Source organism: Vibrio sp. 1167, from assembly GCF_033340375.1.
GTDB classification, from domain to species: domain Bacteria; phylum Pseudomonadota; class Gammaproteobacteria; order Enterobacterales; family Vibrionaceae; genus Vibrio; species Vibrio alginolyticus.
The window spans coordinates 1-21,181 of the sequence record NZ_JAWOWK010000004.1 but is presented as its reverse complement, the minus strand read 5'-3'; the positions used below and the strand labels follow the sequence as shown (position 1 = coordinate 21,181).

General features: G+C 44.8%; 20 protein-coding genes, 1 tRNA gene and 1 riboswitch. Of the genes, 9 read left to right on the top strand and 12 right to left on the bottom strand.

The features are described 5' to 3' along the window. Positions 1–93 precede the first annotated feature (93 nt). The gene (gene motY / locus R7Z78_RS09480) at positions 94–975 is read left to right on the top strand and encodes a flagellar protein MotY (protein WP_104975503.1); all 882 of its coding nucleotides are present in this window, start codon (positions 94–96) and stop codon (positions 973–975) included. 120 nt (positions 976–1,095) lie between these two features. Here the strand turns inward: motY and R7Z78_RS09475 are convergent, their stop codons facing one another. From R7Z78_RS09475 to R7Z78_RS09425, 11 genes are all read right to left on the bottom strand, one after another. Next, positions 1,096–1,530 (bottom strand): DUF2753 domain-containing protein, encoded by a 435-nt coding sequence (locus R7Z78_RS09475; RefSeq protein WP_005384886.1) that lies wholly within the window; start codon positions 1,528–1,530, stop codon positions 1,096–1,098. Between the two features lie 150 nt (positions 1,531–1,680). Further along, complete coding sequence (gloA, locus tag R7Z78_RS09470; protein ID WP_005380739.1) at positions 1,681–2,097, bottom strand: lactoylglutathione lyase; 417 nt, start codon at positions 2,095–2,097, stop codon at positions 1,681–1,683. Between the two features lie 32 nt (positions 2,098–2,129). Further along, entirely contained in the window at positions 2,130–2,771 is a 642-nt protein-coding gene (gene nth, locus R7Z78_RS09465) for an endonuclease III (RefSeq protein WP_005380743.1), read from the bottom strand. A gap of 64 nt (positions 2,772–2,835) precedes the next feature. Further along, a complete protein-coding gene (locus R7Z78_RS09460) occupies positions 2,836–3,528 on the bottom strand; it encodes an electron transport complex subunit E (RefSeq protein ID WP_005380745.1) in 693 nt (230 codons plus the stop codon). Beyond that, the gene (gene rsxG / locus R7Z78_RS09455; protein ID WP_104975502.1) at positions 3,528–4,160 is read right to left on the bottom strand and encodes an electron transport complex subunit RsxG; all 633 of its coding nucleotides are present in this window, start codon (positions 4,158–4,160) and stop codon (positions 3,528–3,530) included. The genes R7Z78_RS09460 and rsxG overlap by 1 nt, the downstream gene beginning before the upstream one ends. Before the next feature lie 7 nt (positions 4,161–4,167). Then, on the bottom strand, positions 4,168–5,214 hold the full coding sequence (gene rsxD, locus R7Z78_RS09450) for an electron transport complex subunit RsxD (RefSeq protein WP_005380749.1): 1,047 nt from the start codon (positions 5,212–5,214) through the stop codon (positions 4,168–4,170). Further along, positions 5,214–7,964: an electron transport complex subunit RsxC gene (rsxC, locus tag R7Z78_RS09445; RefSeq protein WP_104975501.1), complete on the bottom strand. Its 2,751-nt coding sequence runs from the start codon at positions 7,962–7,964 to the stop codon at positions 5,214–5,216. The genes rsxD and rsxC overlap by 1 nt, the downstream gene beginning before the upstream one ends. Positions 7,965–7,972: 8 nt before the next feature. Then, entirely contained in the window at positions 7,973–8,569 is a 597-nt protein-coding gene (rsxB, locus tag R7Z78_RS09440; RefSeq protein WP_005380760.1) for an electron transport complex subunit RsxB, read from the bottom strand. A 3-nt stretch (positions 8,570–8,572) separates the two neighbouring features. Next, positions 8,573–9,151, bottom strand: coding sequence for an electron transport complex subunit RsxA (gene rsxA / locus R7Z78_RS09435; protein ID WP_005380762.1), 579 nt, complete (start codon positions 9,149–9,151; stop codon positions 8,573–8,575). Positions 9,152–9,456: 305 nt separating this feature from the next. Next, entirely contained in the window at positions 9,457–11,754 is a 2,298-nt protein-coding gene (gene pflB / locus R7Z78_RS09430) for a formate C-acetyltransferase (protein ID WP_104975500.1), read from the bottom strand. 350 nt (positions 11,755–12,104) lie between these two features. After that, a tRNA-Asn gene (locus R7Z78_RS09425) sits at positions 12,105–12,180 on the bottom strand. 557 nt (positions 12,181–12,737) lie between these two features. Here R7Z78_RS09425 and uvrB point away from each other — a divergent pair. The 3 genes from uvrB to luxU all read left to right on the top strand — a co-directional run bounded on the left by uvrB (position 12,738) and on the right by luxU (position 16,807). Further along, a complete protein-coding gene (uvrB, locus tag R7Z78_RS09420) occupies positions 12,738–14,768 on the top strand; it encodes an excinuclease ABC subunit UvrB (protein WP_017636056.1) in 2,031 nt (676 codons plus the stop codon). 291 nt (positions 14,769–15,059) lie between these two features. Beyond that, on the top strand, positions 15,060–16,466 hold the full coding sequence (gene luxO, locus R7Z78_RS09415; RefSeq protein ID WP_169644366.1) for a quorum-sensing sigma-54 dependent transcriptional regulator LuxO: 1,407 nt from the start codon (positions 15,060–15,062) through the stop codon (positions 16,464–16,466). After that, positions 16,463–16,807: a quorum-sensing phosphorelay protein LuxU gene (gene luxU, locus R7Z78_RS09410; protein WP_104975499.1), complete on the top strand. Its 345-nt coding sequence runs from the start codon at positions 16,463–16,465 to the stop codon at positions 16,805–16,807. The genes luxO and luxU overlap by 4 nt, the downstream gene beginning before the upstream one ends. A 138-nt stretch (positions 16,808–16,945) precedes the next feature. On the opposite strand, the gene R7Z78_RS09405 is transcribed toward luxU, so the two are convergent. After that, positions 16,946–17,842: a YvcK family protein gene (locus tag R7Z78_RS09405; RefSeq protein ID WP_005388931.1), complete on the bottom strand. Its 897-nt coding sequence runs from the start codon at positions 17,840–17,842 to the stop codon at positions 16,946–16,948. Positions 17,843–18,017: 175 nt separating this feature from the next. Further along, positions 18,018–18,152, top strand: a riboswitch (molybdenum cofactor riboswitch). Between R7Z78_RS09405 and moaA the strand changes: the two genes are divergently transcribed. From moaA to moaE, 5 genes are all read left to right on the top strand, one after another. After that, positions 18,141–19,130, top strand: a complete 990-nt coding sequence (gene moaA / locus R7Z78_RS09400; RefSeq protein WP_005380776.1) for a GTP 3',8-cyclase MoaA — start codon at positions 18,141–18,143, stop codon at positions 19,128–19,130. Its footprint overlaps the riboswitch before it by 12 nt. 101 nt (positions 19,131–19,231) lie before the next feature. Further along, entirely contained in the window at positions 19,232–19,744 is a 513-nt protein-coding gene (moaB, locus tag R7Z78_RS09395) for a molybdenum cofactor biosynthesis protein B (RefSeq protein ID WP_005388935.1), read from the top strand. Positions 19,745–19,770: 26 nt separating this feature from the next. Beyond that, on the top strand, positions 19,771–20,250 hold the full coding sequence (gene moaC / locus R7Z78_RS09390; protein ID WP_005380779.1) for a cyclic pyranopterin monophosphate synthase MoaC: 480 nt from the start codon (positions 19,771–19,773) through the stop codon (positions 20,248–20,250). Next, positions 20,247–20,504 (top strand): molybdopterin synthase sulfur carrier subunit, encoded by a 258-nt coding sequence (moaD, locus tag R7Z78_RS09385; protein ID WP_005380780.1) that lies wholly within the window; start codon positions 20,247–20,249, stop codon positions 20,502–20,504. The genes moaC and moaD overlap by 4 nt, the downstream gene beginning before the upstream one ends. 1 nt (position 20,505) lies before the next feature. Then, entirely contained in the window at positions 20,506–20,961 is a 456-nt protein-coding gene (gene moaE, locus R7Z78_RS09380; protein ID WP_005380781.1) for a molybdopterin synthase catalytic subunit MoaE, read from the top strand. The last annotated feature ends 220 nt before the right edge of the window (positions 20,962–21,181 follow it).

Below are 21,181 nucleotides of genomic sequence, written 5' to 3'. Positions count from 1 at the left end.
ACCCTATATTGGCGAGATTTTTGCATGCCGGTTGAAGTAATTTTATTGATGCAAATTGACGGCAACAGACTGCCGTTTAAGAGACAGTATTAGATGAAGAAATGGCTGATTACCAGTGGTGTTGTATTTTCGTTGTTTAGCACAAGCAGCTTCGCTTTGATGGGCAAACGTTATGCTGCAACTCCACAGCAATCTCAATGGGAAATGGTGGTCAATACACCACTAGAATGTCAGCTTGTACACCCCATTCCAAGCTTTGGAGATGCGGTATTTTCATCTCGTGCAAATAAAAAAATCAATTTAGACTTTGAGTTAAAAATGCGTCGTCCGATGGGAGAAACACGTAACGTCAGTCTCATTTCTATGCCGCCACCTTGGCGACCAGGTGAACACGCCGATCGAATTACAAACCTAAAGTTTTTTAAACAGTTTGATGGTTATGTCGGAGGGCAAACAGCATGGGGCATGTTGTCTGAGCTGGAAAAAGGCCGTTATCCGACTTTTAGTTACCAAGATTGGCAGAGCCGAGATCAGAGAATTGAAGTCGCATTGTCATCAGTACTGTTTCAAAACAAGTACAACGCGTTTAGCGACTGTATTTCCAACTTATTGAAATACAGTTTCGAGGACATTGCTTTTACGATTTTGCACTACGAAAGACAAGGTGATCAGTTAACCAAGGCTTCTAAAAAGCGTTTATCACAAATTGCAGATTATATCCGACATAATCAAGATATCGATCTCGTGCTGGTGGCGACGTACACAGATTCAACCGATGGTAAAAGTGCGAGTCAAAGTTTATCAGAGCGACGTGCAGAGTCACTTCGTGATTACTTTCAGTCTCTAGGGCTACCGGAAGATCGAATTCAAGTGCAAGGGTACGGCAAGCGTCGTCCTATTGCAGATAACGGTTCGCCAATAGGAAAAGACAAAAACCGCCGAGTCGTGATATCTCTAGGGCGAACCCAAGTGTGATGCATATAAAAACGCCGAAGCTGAAAGCTTCGGCGTTTTTGATTTACTGACGTTGTTAATAATATTTTAGTGGTATTTTGCCAAGCACCTTTCGGTGATTCTTGCTGTATAATTTGAATGTTAGTTTAAGCGGAATTTGGCAATGACTTCGCAATTGGTTGCGGTATCTATTTTTTCAACCTGTTTGGCAATAGCCGGATTAGGGTGACGCTTCATAAAGTCTATCAACGCCTTAGTACAGCATCCTATCGAGTCGATAAAGCTTGCACACTCTTTATTTGGGCATTGTGGGATAAGTGTTAAGACTTTCTCAGAGGCCAGTTGAAGGTATTTGAGTTCATAGTCAGTATCTCCAGCCCAACGCCAGAACTGAGCTAAGTTATGACAAGAAATCACAGAAATTAATAATCGCTCGTCCGCCTCAATTTCCACACATTCGCTGATATCTTCACTCAGGCTTAGGGCTTGCTGGTAATGAAGAATGCTGCGAACAGGGTCATCTAGTTGAAGTGCCGTATCGGCTAGAAGTGTGTGTTTTTCCCATTCACTGATCATTATCGTAATCCCGCATATCGAAGTTGCGGATAAATCTAAACGATAACTATTATCAAGTAAAGAGTTTTGTTTATAAAAGGACAGGCAGATCGCAGACCTGCCTGTAATCGGAGTTCAACTTGCAGTACAAGTGATTATTAGAAGTGCCGCTTAGCCTTCAAGACCTGCTGAAGCTTGCTTGTTTTGAATAAGCTCAATCATATAACCATCTGGGTCTTTTACGAATGCAATGTGCGTGCTTCCGCCTTTTACGGGACCTGGCTCACGCGTCACATTACCGCCCGCCGCTTTGATAGCGTCGCAAGTTGTGTAGATATCATCAACACCAATGGCGATATGACCAAAAGCGGTACCTAAGTCATACTCAGTTTTACCCCAGTTGTAAGTCAGTTCGATCACTGCACCTTGGGATTCGTCACCATAACCAAGAAACGCTAGCGTGTATTCGTACTCTTTATTTTCGTTAGTACGAAGCAGCTGCATGCCCATAACTTCAGTGTAAAACTTGATGGATTTGTCTAGATCACCTACGCGAAGCATAGTGTGGAGAATTCGACCGTTTGACATTTTTTGCTCCTAGCTTTGATTTACAAATAGCGTTAGCTATCTGGGTATACTTTCTCTTTATATTCGCACAAATCTTCGATAATGCAGCTACCGCAGCGAGGCTTTCTTGCTACGCACGTATAACGACCATGAAGAATGAGCCAGTGGTGCACATCGAGTTTGAACTCTTTTGGCACAACTTTTAATAGCTTCTGCTCGACATCATCAACCGTTTTTCCCATCGCAAATTTAGTGCGATTCGACACGCGATAAATGTGCGTATCGACGGCAATAGTTGGCCAACCAAAAGCGGTGTTGAGCACGACGTTTGCGGTCTTGCGACCTACGCCTGGTAGCGCTTCTAACGCGGCACGATCTTCAGGAACTTCACCATTGTGTTTTTCCAACAAGATCTTACAAGTCTTGATTGTGTTTTCTGCCTTTGAGTTAAACAAACCGATGGTCTTTATGTATTCTTTTAAGCCATCGACTCCCAAATCAAGAATACTTTGTGGTGTATTAGCGACAGGGAAAAGCTTGTCGGTGGCTTTATTGACGCTTACATCGGTTGCTTGAGCTGATAGTAATACAGCGATTAGCAGCTCAAAAGGGGAGCTCCAGTTAAGCTCAGTTTGAGGATTCGGATTGTTTTCTCGTAATCGCTCAAGAATTTCGATTCTTTTTATTTTGTTCATTGCTGACTTCCAATACCGTCTCTGCGGTTTATGAAAAAGGCTCCTATGACAGAGCCTTATCTTGTTATGCGTTAGTGACGCGAGCACGTTCTATGGTTGGTTTTTCTTCTTTTGGTTGACGTGCCTGAATTGAATTATCTATGACATTTTTGAGCGCTATCAACAGCCCAACACCGATAAATGCACCAGGTGGGAGAAGCGCTAACAGGAAGCTATTGTCAAATTGGAAAACTTGAATCCGTAGAGCTGAAGCCCAGTCTCCTAGGAGAAGGTCTGCTCCGTCGAATAGTGTGCCATTACCAATTAATTCGCGCATGGCACCTAAAACAACCAAGACGCTCGTCATACCAAGGCCCATCCACAAACCATCTAGCGCAGCGGGTGCAACATCATTTTTTGACGCGTAAGCTTCTGCTCGGCCAATAATAATGCAGTTCGTTACAATCAGAGGAATAAAGATACCTAGAGACAGGTACAAACCGTACGCATAGGCATTCATTAACAACTGAACGCAGGTAACGAGTGAGGCAATGATCATAACGAATACAGGTATACGGATCTCTTTTGGCACATAGTTACGGATAAGAGAAACTGTTACGTTGGATCCAACTAGCACGAGTAAGGTTGCAATACCAAGACCTAATGCATTGGTTATCGTGGAAGAAACCGCTAGCAGTGGACATAAGCCCAGCAGTTGTACGAGAGCGGGGTTATTACTCCACATACCGTTTTTCATCAGTAATTTATTCTCATTCATTACTGCTCTCCTTCACAGCCTAACGGCTGGCTAAGAATGTCTTCACGAGATTGGTTTACGTAGTTAACGGTATTTCGCACCACTTTTACGACGGCTCTTGGCGTGATCGTTGCACCAGTAAATTGATCGAAATCGCCGCCATCTTTACGAACTTTCCACGAATTCCAATTGTTTTCCGTGACTTGTTTTCCTGTAAAGCTCAGGATCCAGTCGGTGACACGAAGATCGATTTTATCGCCCAGACCAGGGGTTTCTTGGTGGTTTAGGACGCGTGTCCCCAAAATATTGCCCTGATTATCAATCCCAGTAATCACTTTTATCTCACCATTGTAGCCATCTGGCGCGATAGATTCTATTGCGATTGCTGTTGGTTCACCATTCTTCGTGGCGAGGTAGGCTGGCATCGCACGTAATGTCCCCAGATCTGGAGACGTGACCATTGTACAAGCTTGCGTGAGTGCGTTGTCATGCATGTTTTCTGGAATGACTTGATTCAAAACAGAAAGTAATTGTTTTTGCTCTTGTACCTTGATTTGGTCATTTGTTAGGTACTGAGTAAGGGCGACTAATCCGGTTGTTGCACATGCAAATATCGCGAGTGTCAGACCATTTTTTCTAATAGCGGTTAACATGTTTACCTCAGTGACCGTAAGTTCTAGGTTTGGTGTAGTAATCGATCAGTGGCACACACATATTTGCAAGCAACACTGCAAATGCAACACCATCTGGGAAACCGCCCCAACTGCGAATGATAAAAACCAAAGCACCAATAAGCGCACCGAAGATTAAACGTCCTTTGACGGTGGTAGACGCCGAAACGGGATCGGTTGCAATAAAGAATGCGCCAAGCATGGTTGCACCAGATAACAAGTGTAAAATTGGCGACGCAGTTTCCCCTGGCGTCAGCAACGTGAACACTAGGCTAAACAGAGTCAGACTCGCAAGGAAACCTGCTGGAATATACCATTGGATGATACGCTTTTTGATCATGACTATGCCGCCAAGAAGGTAAGCAAGGTTTACCCATTGCCAACCAATACCACCTAAGCCATCAAATATTGGCTGCGACATTACTTCGCTTGGAGTGGCACCTGTAAGAATGCCAGTCTTAAATGCATCAAGTGGTGTCGCCATTGTCACGCCGTCAACACCTGAGCGAACTTGCTGAAGTGATAAGCCGTCGTAATCATAGCCCGTAAAAATTAAAGAGAGTGTATCTGCAAAATTTACATGATCAGGTATGAGTGATGTCGGTGCACTCCAACTCGTCATTTGTACTGGGAAAGAGATCAACAAGACCACATAAGCGACCATTGCAGGGTTGAATAAGTTTTGTCCAAGGCCACCATAGAGGTGTTTAGCGATTACTATCGCAAAAATAAGCCCGATCACCATAATCCACCACGGAGACCATGGTGGTATAGCAACGGCTAACAACCAAGCGGTAACTATTGCACTGTTATCACGTAGCGCTCTCATTGGTGAGCGTTTACGACAGATCATGACTAAGGCTTCAAGGGATACAGCGACTGCAATGGCAAAAATCAGCTGAATAAGCGTACCCCAGCCAAAGAAGTAGGTTTGAGCTACTAAACCTGGAAGTGCGCAAAGTGCCACCCATTTCATTAAATCTGGCGTACTACGACGACTGTGGGTATGCGGTGAACTGGCAATAAAAAACGACACTACTCGTTCTCCTCAGTATTATTTTTATTAGCTTCTTGTTGCGCTTTGCGTGCCTTCGCGCGCGCAATTGCTGCGGCAACCGCGGCTTTCTTCGGATCCACTTCTGGTTCTTCGGAGGTTGCTTCTTCAACAGGCTCTGTTTGCGTTTCTTGCTTCGCTTTGCGCGCTTTGGCTCGAGCGATGGCAGCAGCCACGGCGGCTTTTTTCGGATCTTCGGTTTGCTCGGCAGGTGCGTCAGCTTCTTCCGCTTCAGTTGAGTCTGCTTGTTTCGCTTTACGCGCTTTGGCACGTGCAATGGCAGCAGCCACTGCGGCTTTCTTCGGATCTTCGGTTTGCTCGGCTGGTGCTTCAGCTTCTTCCGCTTCAGTTGAGTCTGCTTGTTTCGCTTTACGTGCTTTGGCACGTGCAATCGCGGCAGCCACGGCGGCTTTTTTCGGATCTTCGGTTTGCTCGGCAGGTGCTTCGGCTTCTTCCGCTTCAATTGAGTCTGCTTGCTTCGCTTTTCGTGCTTTGGCACGTGCAATCGCAGCAGCCACGGCGGCTTTTTTCGGATCTTCGGTTTGCTCGGCAGGTGCGTCAGCTTCTTCCGCTTCGGTTGAGTCTGCTTGCTTCGCTTTGCGCGCTTTGGCTCGAGCAATTGCAGCGGCAACTGCGGCTTTTTTCGGATCGTCGGTTTGCTCGGCAGGTGCTTCAGCTTCTTCCGCTTCAATTGAGTCTGCTTGCTTCGCTTTACGTGCTTTGGCACGTGCAATCGCAGCAGCCACGGCGGCTTTTTTCGGATCGTCGGTTTGCTCAGCAGGTGCTTCAGCTTCTTCCGCTTCAGTTGAGTCTGCTTGCTTCGCTTTGCGTGCTTTGGCACGTGCAATGGCAGCAGCAACCGCGGCTTTTTTCGGATCGCCGTCTTGCTGCGCAGACGTTTCCGATTCTACAGATTCAGTTGAATCTTCTTGTTGTGCTTTTTTCGCTTTAGCTCGGGCGATGGCGGCCGCAACTGCCGATTTTTTATCATCAGCGTTATTGTCTGGCGTTTCGCCTTGTTCTTTTTGCGCTTTACGTTCGCGAGCAAGACGTTTGCGTTCTTCGCGCAGTTTTGCCATTTCTGAGTTATCAGGTTCACTAGAGCCTGCTTTAGCTGCTGCCGCTTGTTTAGCCTTCGCTTTGGCAATGGCTGCCGCTACGGCTGGTTTTACTGCTGGCTCTGCTTTTTCAGTGGTTTCTGTCTTCTGAGCTTTCACTCGTGCGATCGCTGCTGCTATCGCATCATCGCTACCAGAAGACTTCATCTCTTTTCGGCGTTGATCGGCAGCTTTCTTGAAGCGATTTTCACGTTCTGCTTTTTCGCGTTCCATACGCGCTTTTTTCTCTTCAAAACGCAGTTTTGCTCGCTCTGCAGCTTCCGCTTCTTGTGTTCTAGTTCTAATTTCTGCTTTCGCTTGGCGGTAGTACTGTACAAGCGGAATTTCACTTGGACATACAAACGCACAAGCGCCGCACTCGATACAATCCTTTAAGTTTAATTCTTCGAGTTTGTCATACTCTTCAGCTTTCGCATGCCATTGCAGTTGTTGAGGCAGCAGCGAAGCAGGGCATGCTTCGGCACATTGGCTACAGCGAATACATTCCATCTCATACTGGTGCGGAGAGATCTCACGACGAGTCGGAGCAAGGATACAGTTTGCTGTCTTGGTAATCGGCACTTGGGAGTGAGGAAGGGTAAAGCCCATCATTGGCCCACCCATAATTAAACGCTGTAACTTCTTATCTGCTTTATAGCCAAACTCATCCAACAGTGCTTGTACTGGTGTCCCTAATAATGCCCAAACGTTGCGTGGTTGTTTGAAGGTTTTACCAGTGAGAGTCACGATGCGTTTTATCATCGGCTCACCGTCGATGACTGCGCGTTTTATAGCGTAAAGAGAACCAACATTCTGGACCAAAATACCAATATCGGCTGGAATCGCGCCACTTGGCACTTCTTTATTGGTTAAAATTTTGATCAGCTGTTTTTCACCGCCAGAAGGGTATTTAGTTGGGATAACGCGAATAACGATATCTTTGTTTATAGCCGCAGCTTCTAGCGCTTTGATTGCTTCTGGTTTGTTGTCTTCAATGCCAATAATCGTGAGCTTTGGTGTCAGGATATGTTCGACAATTTCGATACCTTGAATAAGCTCTTCGGCATGTTCTTGCATGAGCTTGTCATCAGACGTGATGTATGGCTCGCACTCTGCTGCATTAACGATAAGAATCTCGGTACGAGCAAAACCTGATTGGATTTTTTTTGCAGTAGGGAAGCCTGCGCCACCCATACCAGAAATACCAGCGAGACGAATAACATCAATCAGTGCGTCAGAGGTTTCTTGTTGGTAATCTGCGACGGGGTTTCTTTCACACCATGCATCGTTACCATCAGGCGTGATGACAGCGCACAATTCACTTAACCCAGAAGGGTGCGCGACAGTTCGTGGCTCAATCGCGGTGAGCGTACCTGATGTTGGAGCATGCACTGGAACCGTAAAGCCGGTCTCCGATTGCGTTAATGGCTGACCTTTTAATACGTAGTCACCTTCGGAAACCAGTAGGTTACCCGCTTTACCAATGTGCTGTTTTAGCGGCAATACAATTTCTGACGGGATAGCCGCATGAGCGAGTTCAGTTTTGTTGGACTGCTTTTTATTTTCTGCCGGATGCACACCACCTGGGAAATCCCAAAGCGCGCCTGTACGAATTTGTTCAATCAAAGACAACATGTGAAACCTTACTTAATTGAATCTTTCACGTTCGCTGCATTGTCGGCAGCATCCGTAATGTTAAGTACTGGAATGGAGTGAAGTTGCCACTTCCAGCTTTCTGTGGTCGTTGCCACAGGAATCATTTCAATACAATCAGTCGGACATGGGGCAACACACAAGTCACAGCCCGTACATTCGTCTTTGATTACGGTATGGACCGCCTTTGTTCCGCCTACAATTGCATCCACCGGACACGCCTGAATACACTTAGTGCAGCCAATACACATGTCTTCATGAATAAACGCAACGGTTGGAATTTTGCTGTCGAGATCGTGCGCAGATTCTTCTGGCTCAACACCCATTAAGTCGGCGAGCTTTTCGATTGTTGCCTGACCACCAGGGGGACATTTGTTTATGTGGTCGCCATTTGCAATTGCTTCAGCATAAGGGCGGCAACCAGGGTAGCCACATTGACCGCATTGAGTTTGCGGTAAAATGGCGTCGATTTGATCCACAATAGGGTCCGCTTCAACTTTAAAGCGAATAGAAGCAAAACCAAGTATCGCGCCGAAAATCGCAGCCAGAACCGCTAACGCGATAATCGCAATTAAAATCGTACTCATCGCTTACTTCACCAAACCTGTAAAGCCCATAAAGGCGAGTGACATTAAACCTGCTGTAATCATTGCTATTGATGCACCTTTAAAAGGTACAGGAACGTCGGCGGCGGCTATGCGCTCTCGCATGGATGCAAAAAGTATCAACACCAATGAGAAACCAACAGCGGCGCCGAAGCCGTAGATGATCGATTCAATAAAGTTATGGTTTTCATTAATGTTAAGAAGTGCCACGCCCAATACTGCGCAGTTTGTTGTGATCAGCGGTAAGAAAATGCCAAGCAAGCGATAAAGCGTCGGGCTGGTTTTGTGCACAACCATTTCGGTGAACTGCACCACAACGGCTATCACCAAAATAAAACTCATGGTTCGAAGGTACTCAATACCTAGTGGACGAAGGATGTAGCTTTCCACTAAATACGCACACACTGACGCGAGCGTTAGCACAAAAGTTGTCGCTAAGCCCATACCTATTGCTGTTTCCAGTTTTTTGGACACACCCATGAAAGGACATAGGCCCAAAAACTTCACCAGTACAAAGTTGTTCACCAGCACAGTGCCGACCAACAACAAAACATATTCGGTCATAGTTATTACGTTCTTAAAATCCGATCTTGATATTATCGTGTTTTGTGACACCAATAACAACCAGTGAACGATGTGGTTTTACATACACGATGGAAAAATAGTCGTCTATTTGATCTATTTTGATGAATCAATAAGAAATTGAATCGTTTGCTGAATGTATTGTTAGCGAGAGGATACTACCTATTAATTTTCATCTAATGTGTGATTTTAAAAAAAGCCCGCCTCTCCCAGGTAGAAAAGAGAGGCAGGCAATGCATATTTACAAGCTAATTATTTAAATCTTCTGAGTGCTTGATGGACTATGTTTATATCTTGCTTGTGAAAGTACGAGTGATGACGTCTTGCTGTTGCTCTGTCGTTAGAGAGTTAAAACGTACCGCATAACCAGACACTCGAATCGTCAACTGAGGGTATTTCTCTGGATGTTCAACCGCATCCAATAACATCTCTCGGTCTAGAACGTTGACGTTAAGGTGTTGACCACCTTCAATCGCAATGCCCTCGTTGCTTGCTTCGTGATGGAAGTAACCATCCATTAGCGCAGCTAGGTTCTTCTTCTGACTCAAGTCATCTTTACCCAATGCGCTCGGCACAATTGAGAAAGTGTAAGAAATACCATCTTTAGCGTAAGCAAACGGTAATTTAGAAACCGATGCCAGAGACGCAACCGCCCCTTTTTCATCACGACCGTGCATTGGGTTTGCACCCGGTCCAAAAGGCATACCTGCGCGACGGCCATCAGGTGTATTACCCGTTTTTTTACCGTAAACCACGTTAGATGTGATTGTTAAAATCGATTGAGTTGGCACTGCTTCGCGGTAGGTGTGCATCTTCTGAATTTTCTTCATGAAGCGCTCAACTAGATCACAAGCGATGTCATCAACACGGGCATCGTTGTTACCAAATTTTGGATAATCACCTTCGATTTTAAAATCAACGGCGATGCCATCTTCATCACGAACGGGTTTCACGGTTGCGTATTTAATTGCTGCTAAAGAGTCTGCAACAACAGACAGACCTGCAATACCACACGCCATCGTGCGGTGCACGTCGCGATCCATCAATGCCATCAGTGACGCTTCGTAGCTGTAACGGTCATGTGAGTAATGGATGATGTTCAACGCTGTGACGTATTGCGTTGCTAACCATTCCAACATGTTGTCGAAACGAGGCATCAAAGCGTCAAAGTCGAGAATTTCATCTTGAACTTTGTCCACTACCGGACCCACTTGCGCTTTCGATTTTTCATCGATACCACCATTGATGGTGTAAAGCAGCGCTTTTGCAAGGTTGGCACGTGCACCAAAGAATTGCATGTGCTGACCAACAATTTGCGGGCTCACACAACAGGCAATCGCGTAGTCGTCATTGTTGAAATCAGGACGCATTAGATCGTCGTTTTCGTATTGAACCGAAGAGGTATCAATCGACACTTTTGCAGCGTATTGCTTGAACGCTTCAGGTAATTGCTCTGACCAAAGAATCGTCATGTTTGGCTCAGGAGCAGGGCCCATAGTATGTAGTGTATGTAAGTACCGGAATGTCGTTTTAGATACTAGCGTACGGCCATCAACGCCCATACCAGCCATGGCTTCGGTTGCCCAGATTGGGTCGCCAGAGAACAATGAATCGTATTCTGGTGTGCGTAGGAAGCGAACCATGCGTAGCTTCATGATGAAGTGGTCAATCATTTCTTGCGCTTGTGATTCATCAATCAAACCGTTTGCGATATCGCGTTCTAGATAGACGTCTAGGAAAGTCGAAGTACGGCCCAGTGACATTGCTGCGCCGTTTTGCGATTTAACCGCCGCTAGGTAGCCAAAGTAGGTAAATTGGATCGCTTCTTGTGCTGTTTTTGCAGGTAGCGACATATCAATACCGTATTTCAGACCCATTTGACGAATGTCTTCAAGTGCTTGAACTTGATCGGCTATTTCTTCGCGAAGACGAAGTGTTTTCTCAAGATCGTTGCCTTGTTCTAAGAACGTTTGTGTTGAATTGTATTGTTCTTTTTTGTCTGCTTTTAAGAAGTCGATACCGTATAGGGCGAGACGGCGATAGTCACCAATAATACGACCACGGCCATAGGCATCAGGAAGACCCGTAATGATGCCGGATTTACGACACGCTAGGATTTCTTTGGTGTAAAGGTCGAAACACGCTTTGTTGTGAGTTTTACGGTATTCAGTGAAGATTTTTTCAACCGTTGGATCCAGCTCGCGGCCATAAACTTCGCAAGAGTTTTTGACCATGCGAATCCCGCCATTGGCGATGATTGCACGTTTTAGCGGTTGATCAGTTTGTAAGCCAACGATCTTTTCCAGATCTTTGTTGATGTAGCCTGCATCGTGGGAAGTGATTGTTGAGGGCAAGTCTGTGTCAAAATCAATAGGGGCGTGTGTGCGGCTTTCTTGTTTTATGCCTTCAAGCACTTGGTTCCATAATGCTGAAGTGGATTCGCTAACTTCAGCTAAGAAAGTCTCGTCTCCCTCATAGGGTGTATAGTTTTTTTGGATGAAGTCACGAGTGTTGACAGAGTTTTGCCATTCACCAGCAGTAAATCCAGCCCATGCATCTAGCATGTCAGTTGTCGGAATAGTCATAAGTAAATCCCTAAGTTATTGATAATTAGAATGGAGGCGACGAGTAGGACGGAACCATTCTTAACCCTTTTAATCGTATGGATTTATTTATTATGAGTAAAATGAATGCTTTTCATTTTTTTAATGATTAAATTGCATTAATAATAGATTCAAATATTTACGATTGTGTTTTGCTAGAAAAGAGACAGAATTAAATGTGTGGTGCTGTGAGAACACTATCTATGACAATGTTATGAGTTCTGTAATTTGAACTTATTTCGGTGTGATTTTATGGCGCCTAGATTGGCTTAGATTTCATGGTGATTAAGATACAAAAAAGCCGTGTCTTGCGACACGGCTTTTCTATAATCTGGCTCCTCCTGCTGGGCTCGAACCAGCGACCTGCGGATTAACAGTCCGTCGCTCTACCAACTGAGCTAAGGAGGAATTGCTTTGCTTGAAAGCGGGAAGAATCTTACCGAGCACTCAAACTACTGTCAACAGTAAAAAAATACATTTTTAGCAAAAAATATTGATTTAAGGGCTTTACTTTTCTGTATGGCTTGCCAGTAAAGGCTCGAAGTTAGTTATCCACTAAATTTGTGGATAAGTATGTTGATGAGATCTGGGTAAAGAAAATTGATATGCAACTAAGTTTTCATTTAATGAATTTTTAGTCGGAGTTATGCGTAAAATAAGCAAATAAAACAGAGATTTATCGATCTTAATCAAAATGTATTCAAAGTGGATAAAAATCAATCTTTTGGGGATAAGAAAGTTTTAAGCTAATTTTTGGGGAAAAGTTGTGGAAACTATAATGTGAAGAATGTGTGTGGCTCTTCAACTAGGGCGAAGTACTATATCAGAGTCACTTTTGTATGGCTATAGCATTCTAGACAAACAAGAAAATTTATTAACAATGATGGTTAAATTCTCGATAGACGTAGATTTCATTAGCTAAGGTGTATATATACAGCCTTAGCGCAGTAAAATTGAGGAAGGGTATGAGTAAAGTCTATGAATTGGTCTCCGATTATCAGCCGTCGGGCGATCAACCAGGAGCGATCAATCAGTTGCTTGAGGGGCTCGATGCTGGGCTAGCACATCAAACATTGTTGGGGGTCACAGGCTCAGGTAAAACCTTCACACTAGCGAATGTGATTGCTCAAGCCCAACGACCTGCAATATTACTTGCGCCAAACAAAACGCTTGCTGCTCAGTTATATGGTGAGATGAAGTCATTCTTTCCTAATAATGCGGTTGAGTATTTTGTTTCTTACTATGATTACTACCAACCTGAAGCATACGTTCCCACAACAGATACTTTCATTGAAAAGGACGCTTCGGTTAACGCCCACATTGAGCAAATGCGACTGTCTGCCACTAAAGCTTTATTGGAACGGAAAGACGCTATTATCGTTGCTTCGGTTTCAGCTATCTATGGTTTGGGTGATCCGGAATCCTACTTACAAATGATGCTTCATTTGCGACGTGGAGATGTGATTGATCAGCGTGATATGCTTCGTCGCCTAGCGGAGCTCCAATACTCGCGCAATGATGTTGCTTTTGAGCGAGGGCAGTTCCGTGTCCGTGGCGAGGTGATTGATATATTCCCTGCTGAATCAGACCAAGACGCTGTACGCGTTGAGATGTTTGACGATGAGGTGGATTGCATCAGTGTGTTCGACCCATTGACAGGCGTGGTCAAACAACGAGACTTGCCGCGCTATACCATCTATCCCAAGACGCACTATGTCACGCCAAGAGATCGCATTCTTGAAGCGATTGAAAATATTAAAGTCGAACTAGAAGTGCGCAAAAAGCAGCTTCTAGATAACAACAAGCTACTGGAAGAGCAGCGAATTAGCCAGCGCACTCAATTCGATATCGAAATGATGAATGAGTTGGGCTTTTGCTCCGGTATCGAAAACTATTCTCGTTATCTCAGTGGACGCTCGGAAGGTGAGCCGCCACCAACCCTGTTTGACTACTTACCTCATGATGGCTTGTTGATCATCGATGAATCTCACGTGACAGTACCGCAGATAGGTGCCATGTATAAAGGTGACCGTTCGCGTAAAGAAACGCTGGTGGAGTTTGGTTTCCGGTTACCTTCAGCTTTGGATAATCGTCCACTGAAGTTTGAGGAGTTTGAAGCACTAGCGCCACAAACGATTTTCGTCTCTGCTACGCCCGGAAATTACGAACTAGAAAAATCGGCGGGTGATGTAGCGGATCAAGTCGTTCGTCCAACAGGCTTGCTTGACCCTGAGTTGGAGGTTCGCCCAGTAGCGACCCAAGTCGACGACCTATTGTCTGAGATCCGTATTCGCGCTGCTAAAGATGAGCGAGTTCTGGTTACAACACTGACCAAACGAATGGCTGAAGATCTCACCGAATACCTTCACGAACATGATGTTAAGGTACGTTATTTACACTCAGACATTGATACTGTTGAGCGTGTGGAAATTATTCGTGACCTTCGCCTTGGAGAATTTGACGTGCTGGTGGGAATCAACTTATTGAGAGAGGGCCTGGATATGCCAGAGGTCTCGTTAGTTGCAATTTTGGATGCGGATAAAGAGGGCTTCTTGCGGTCTGAACGCTCACTCATTCAGACCATTGGTCGTGCTGCGCGAAACATCGAAGGTAAGGCGATTCTATACGCTGACCGAATCACCAACTCAATGAAAAAGGCGATGGATGAAACTAACCGTCGTCGCGAGAAGCAGGAAGCGTACAACGAAGAAATGGGTATTTCGCCACAAGCGCTCAAACGAAATATCAAAGACATCATGGAACTTGGCGATATCACTAAGTCTAAACGCCAGCGTAACACTAAACAGGTACCATTATCGAAAGTGGCGGAGCCTTCGCAAACTTACGAGGCACTGTCCCCTCAGCAGCTAGAAAAAGAAATCAGTCGACTGGAGGCGGCGATGTATCAGCATGCGCAAGATTTAGAATTTGAGTTAGCGGCACAAAAGCGTGACGAGATTGAAAAACTACGAGCGCAGTTCATCGCAAATAGTTGAACAAACTTACCGATTTAGCTATCCAAGCATTTTAGGTCGCTTGTAAAAAAAAGAAGCCAATAGGCAGTCGGGTCTATTGGCTTGTTTTGTGAACATATCGTTCACTAACAACGTCAGTTGGCTAGGTGACCCGAGGGGTCACTATCGTTACAGCATGGTTTGTGCCACTTTTTAAATAATTGATATTATTTTTGAATTTTTTCCTTTGCCCATAATTTAGCTAATGTTATTTGCAAAATGCAAAGCGTAATGCGATTATTGTTTAAAACACAACAAAATAATAGCTAGGTTATGCAACAAAAACCCGAAGGCCCAAAGTCTCGTTACCTTTTAATGGTCGAGGACACCGCATCTGTTGCGGCTCTGTACCGCTCATACCTGACACCGCTTGGCATAGATATCAATATTGTCGGCACAGGTAGGGATGCCATTGAGAGCCTAAATCATCGAATTCCAGATCTTATTTTACTCGATCTCCGTCTACCAGATATGACGGGGATGGACGTTTTACATGCCGTTAAAAAGAGTCATCCCGACGTACCTATAATCTTTATGACCGCTCACGGTTCTATCGATACCGCTGTCGAGGCCATGCGTCATGGCTCACAAGACTTTTTAATCAAACCGTGTGAAGCAGACCGTTTACGTGTCACGGTTAACAATGCCATTCGTAAAGCGACCAAACTAAAAAATGAAGCCGATAATCCAGGTAATCAGAGCTATCAGGGGTTTATCGGCAGTAGCCAAACCATGCAGCAGGTTTACCGTACGATAGATTCAGCGGCGAGCAGTAAAGCGAGTATTTTTATCACAGGTGAAAGTGGTACTGGTAAAGAGGTGTGTGCCGAGGCTATTCACGCAGCAAGTAAACGTGGTGACAAACCTTTTATTGCAATTAACTGTGCTGCAATTCCAAAAGATTTGATTGAGAGTGAACTGTTTGGTCACGTAAAAGGGGCCTTTACTGGTGCTGCGAATGATCGTCAAGGTGCTGCTGAGTTAGCGGATGGCGGCACACTTTTTCTAGATGAGCTTTGTGAGATGGACTTGGATTTACAAACCAAGTTGCTACGATTTATTCAAACGGGCACATTCCAAAAAGTGGGTTCCTCAAAAATGAAGAGCGTGGATGTGCGCTTTGTTTGTGCCACTAACCGTGATCCCTGGAAAGAGGTACAAGAAGGTCGATTCCGTGAAGATTTGTACTATCGTTTGTATGTCATTCCTTTGCATTTACCGCCTTTACGCGAACGAGGCGAAGATGTTATTGAAATTGCATACTCACTGTTAGGTTACATGTCACACGAAGAAGGAAAAAGCTTCATACGTTTTGCGCCTGATGTCATCGAGCGATTCAACAACTATGAGTGGCCGGGTAACGTTCGTCAGTTACAAAACGTGCTACGCAATATCGTTGTTCTAAACAACGGTAAAGAGATTACGTTGGACATGTTACCGCCACCGTTGAATCAACCGCTTGACCGTCCGTCGTCTGTGACTAAATTAATTGAGCCGAAAGCGATGACCGCATCTGAGATTATGCCATTATGGATGACGGAAAAAATGGCAATCGAGCAAGCGATTGAAGCATGTGATGGCAATATTCCTCGAGCGGCGGGATACCTTGATGTCAGTCCGTCGACGATTTACCGCAAGTTACAGGCATGGAACGGCAAGGAAGAGCGGCAAAAAGTATGAGTGTAAATGTATTAAATCAGCAAAAAATAGATGAACTGTCGATGGAAATTGGCAGTGACAACGTACCTGTACTGTTCGATATCTTCCTAGGAGAAATGGATACCTATATCGAGAACTTATCCAAACTGCAGGGGGCAGAGCGATTAGCTTACTCAAAAGAAATCAGCCACGCGTTGAAAAGTAGTGCTGCGAGCTTTGGGGCAGATCGCCTTTGTGAACTGGCGATGTCCATAGACAAAAAAGCGAAAGCCGGTGAGTTGACTGCGGAGTCTGAGGAGTTAGAGGCTATGTTCGATCTTTTGCACGAAACTAGAGATGCTTATCGCTCTTGGCGAAAGTAGCTATTTATTCTTATTAACCATTTTTTCTTAGTAAACATCTGTTCTTACTGGATGTCTGAACTAAAACCCTTCGATGACAGAAGGGTTTTCATTATCAATAAACAACTTAAAAGAGGGCGCTAGCCAGGTAACGTGCTCTTAAATAGAAAGTTGTAGCTGATTTTCAATCGCTAGTTTGAGCTTGTTTCTATCGTGACGCCAGTCTCGGTTAGAGGAGGCGAGTGACTCCGTCACTACATTCCATTGACTTAAGACGTCTTGCTCGGTTTTCTCTGCTAGAACCACGTCTATTTTTCTTCCTTGGCAGGCACGTTCACACCATTCTAACTTTTGAGCCATCGTCATACGTCCTGCTGGGCCGTATTCTGGGCTCAGGTTAGCAACAAAAATGACTTTTGCTTTTGTGTTTGCTGCAATCGCTTTGCCGAGTTCAGGCAGCAATAAAGGAGGCATGATACTAGTTAAAAAACTGCCAGGGCCAAGAATAATCGCGTCCGCTTCCGCCAAAGCTGTGATGGCTTCTTTGGTAGCAGGCACTTCTGGTGAAAGATCCAAACGTCGCAAGTCTGCTTTCATTTCGTCGACATTTGTTTCTCCCGTAACCCACTTCCCATCTACGGATAACGCGGAAAGATCGGAAGGGTGTTCGGACATAGGAAGGATGTTAACGTCGACTTTTAACATATTGCGAATCAGATTAATGGCATCTAAAGGCCTGACCGATAAGTTATCGAGTGCAGTAAGCATCAAATTACCAAGATTATGACCATCAAGTTCGCCAGTGCCTTTGAAGCGATATTCAAACATCATCGAACTGATTGAAGGCTCTGTAATGAGCTGATTAATACAGTTACGTGTGTCTCCCCAAGCGATTCCTCCTTGGCAGTGACGAATTCTTCCTGTTGAACCACCATTGTCAGTCGTGGCAACAATCCCAGTTGCATTGCTGCCAAAATCTCGTAATGCGGCCAGCATTCGACCTAAGCCATGACCACCGCCAACAGCGACCACTTTTTTATCTGTGTAGATATTCATTATGTTCTTCTAATAATCTAATAAAAAACGGCTACAATTTATCTTAAGGAGTGTCTTAAAGGTACTCACTTAGCGGTAAATTGTGTCTCTAGAGAGTTTTTTATCACTCAAGTCTGGATTCCATTACAAATATTAAGTATTTTACACCGCAAAGCTATCAGAGATTTCATATCTCTGGTTGCCATAACTCCGAGCTCACTATTGCTAAGTCCTTGGATAAGCGTTTTGAGCCAGTGGCATACTGTCACAAGGGCATGATTGGAAATGGCCATGCCTCCCGTGTTTGGAAAGGTGTTCCGTGGCGCAACAATTCGAAGACAAATTTCATCGTAAGTTTTATTACTTGCGTCTGTCTGTGACCGACGTATGTAATTTCAAATGTACCTATTGCCTTCCTGATGGCTATAAGCCTTCGGGCAATAAAAACTCGTCTTTTTTATCTCTCCCTGAAATCAAACGGGTCGTAAAAGCATTCGCTGATTGTGGCACGTCAAAAGTGCGCATCACTGGTGGTGAGCCTAGCTTACGCAAAGATTTTACCGACATAATCCATTCAGTAGCGGCGACGCCTGGCATTCAAAAAGTTGCAACGACAACCAATGGCTATCGCATGGCAAAACAAGTCGCAGATTGGCGTGAAGCGGGTTTAACCCACATTAATGTCAGTGTGGATAGCCTTGACCCGCGTATGTTTCATCAAATCACAGGTGAAAATAAGTTTACTGAAGTCATGAATGGTATCGAACGTGCGTTCGAGGTCGGTTATGAGCAAGTAAAAGTTAATGTGGTGTTGATGAAAGATCTGAACCATCACGAGCTGCCAGCGTTTCTTAACTGGATAAAAGATCGTCCAATCCAACTGCGTTTCATTGAGTTGATGCAAACGGGTGAGATGGATGAGCTATTTAATAAGCACCATGTATCCGGAGTGGCAATTCGTAACCAGCTAATTGCAAATGGTTGGTTGCTGAAAGTACGCTCGCATAATGATGGTCCTGCGCAAGTATTTGTTCATCCTGATTACAAGGGTGAAATAGGTCTTATCATGCCTTATGAAAAAGACTTTTGTGAAAGCTGCAACCGACTGCGCGTTTCTGCGATGGGTAAGCTGCACCTATGTCTGTTTGGAGACTACGGTGTAGAATTGCGTGATCTTTTGGAACGTGATGAGCAAGAGAGTGAGCTTATTGAACGTATCCAGGCGCAGTTACAAACCAAGTCGGTAAGCCATTTCTTGCATGATGGCAATACTGGTATGACGCCACACCTCGCGTCTATCGGCGGCTAACTTCATTCAACTTTTAGAGCGAGCTTAGTGATAAGCTGGCTCTAACTTTTTCCGAATCGATACCAAGCGTATCAAAGCTAATTAAGAGAATAGGTGAACAAATGGGTCACGCTGAAAGCAAATTCCAACCTGCAAATATTGCCGTTCTAACGGTATCTGACACTCGTACTGAAGAAAACGATACCTCTGGTCGTTACCTAGCTGAGCATGCTCAAGAAGCGGGTCACAACGTAGTAGACAAGCAAATTGTTATTGATGACATGTACAAGATCCGCGCGATTGTTTCTCAATGGATTGCTGATGAAAGCGTACAAGCGATCATGATTACTGGCGGTACAGGTTTCACCTCACGTGATAGCACGCCAGAAGCACTTAAGCCTCTATTTGATAAAGAAGTTGAAGGTTTTGGTGAGTTGTTCCGTATGGTGTCGTACGAAGAGATCGGTACGTCTACGATTCAGTCTCGTGCGATTGCTGGTTTTGCTAACCACACCGTGATCTTCGCAATGCCAGGTTCAACTGGTGCGTGCCGCACAGGCTGGACAAAAATTATTAAACAGCAGTTGGATGCAAGTCATCGCCCTTGTAACTTCATGCCACACCTATCTGTATAACCTTTCCTAAAAGCGAAGGAAAAACAATGACCCAATTTACACATATCAATGCTTCTGGCGAAGCAAACATGGTTGACGTGTCAGCAAAAACGGAGACGGTTCGTGAAGCTCGTGCTGAAGCATTTGTTCACATGGCCCCAGAAACACTTCAACTGATTGTCTCTGGCCAGCACCATAAAGGTGATGTATTTGCGACGGCTCGTATTGCTGGTATTCAAGCTGCGAAGAAAACCTGGGATTTGATTCCACTTTGTCATCCGCTACTACTCTCTAAAGTTGAAGTTCAACTGGAAGCTATCGAAGCAGAGAACAAAGTTCGCATCGAATCAGTATGTAAACTTGCGGGTAAAACTGGTGTGGAAATGGAAGCGCTCACGGCAGCTTCCGTTGCTGCTCTAACGATTTACGATATGTGTAAAGCAGTACAAAAAGACATGGTCATTGGTCAAGTTCGTCTATTAGAGAAAACGGGTGGTAAATCTGGTCACTTTAAGGTGGAATCATGATTAAAGTACTTTTCTTTGCTCAAACTCGCGAGCTGATTGGCATCGACAGTGTTGAGTTAGACGGGCCGTTTGAAACGGTTGAATCAATTCGTGCACATCTAGTGGAAGAAGGCACTGAGAAAGATGGCAAGTGGGATTTAGCACTCGAGTCAGGAAAGCTACTTGCTGCAGTGAACCAATCTATCGTCCCTCTGGATACACAAGTAAAAGCAGGTGATGAAGTTGCGTTTTTCCCGCCGGTAACTGGGGGTTAAGATGGATTCTCGTGTTTCTGTACAAATTGAAGACTTTTCGGTTGAGCAAGAATATCAACGTCTATCTGAAGGGACGGCTGCCGGCGCTGTCGTTACATTCGTTGGTAAAGTTCGAGATATGAACCTTGGGGATAATGTGATTGGTTTACATCTAGAGCACTATCCGGGGATGACAGAGAAGAGCTTGAGCGACATTTGCGATCAAGCTGAGTCTCGCTGGCCACTATTAGGTGTACGCGTGATTCATCGTGTCGGAGACATGGATAGCGGTGATCAAATTGTATTTGTGGGCGTTTCTAGTGCGCACCGCGGCGCGGCATTTGATGCGTGCGAGTTCATCATGGATTATCTGAAGACCCAAGCACCATTTTGGAAAAAAGAGCGTACGACGAATGAAGATCGTTGGATTGAGTCGCGCGACACCGATCATCAAGCTGCACAGCGTTGGGAAAAATAGAACTAACCCGCATTCTAGTGAAAAAAGCTAAGTGCTAATGGCACTTAGCTTTTTTTGTATTTATTGTGCCGTCCTAAATAAGGTTGACACTTTCCCCCAAAAAAATTGGAGAGTGTTATGAAATCAACAACTAAAAGAACTCAGCGCGATTACTCCCTCGCTTTTAAACTCACTGTAGTTGATGAGGTTGAAAAAGGAAGCCTCACTTACAAACAAGCCC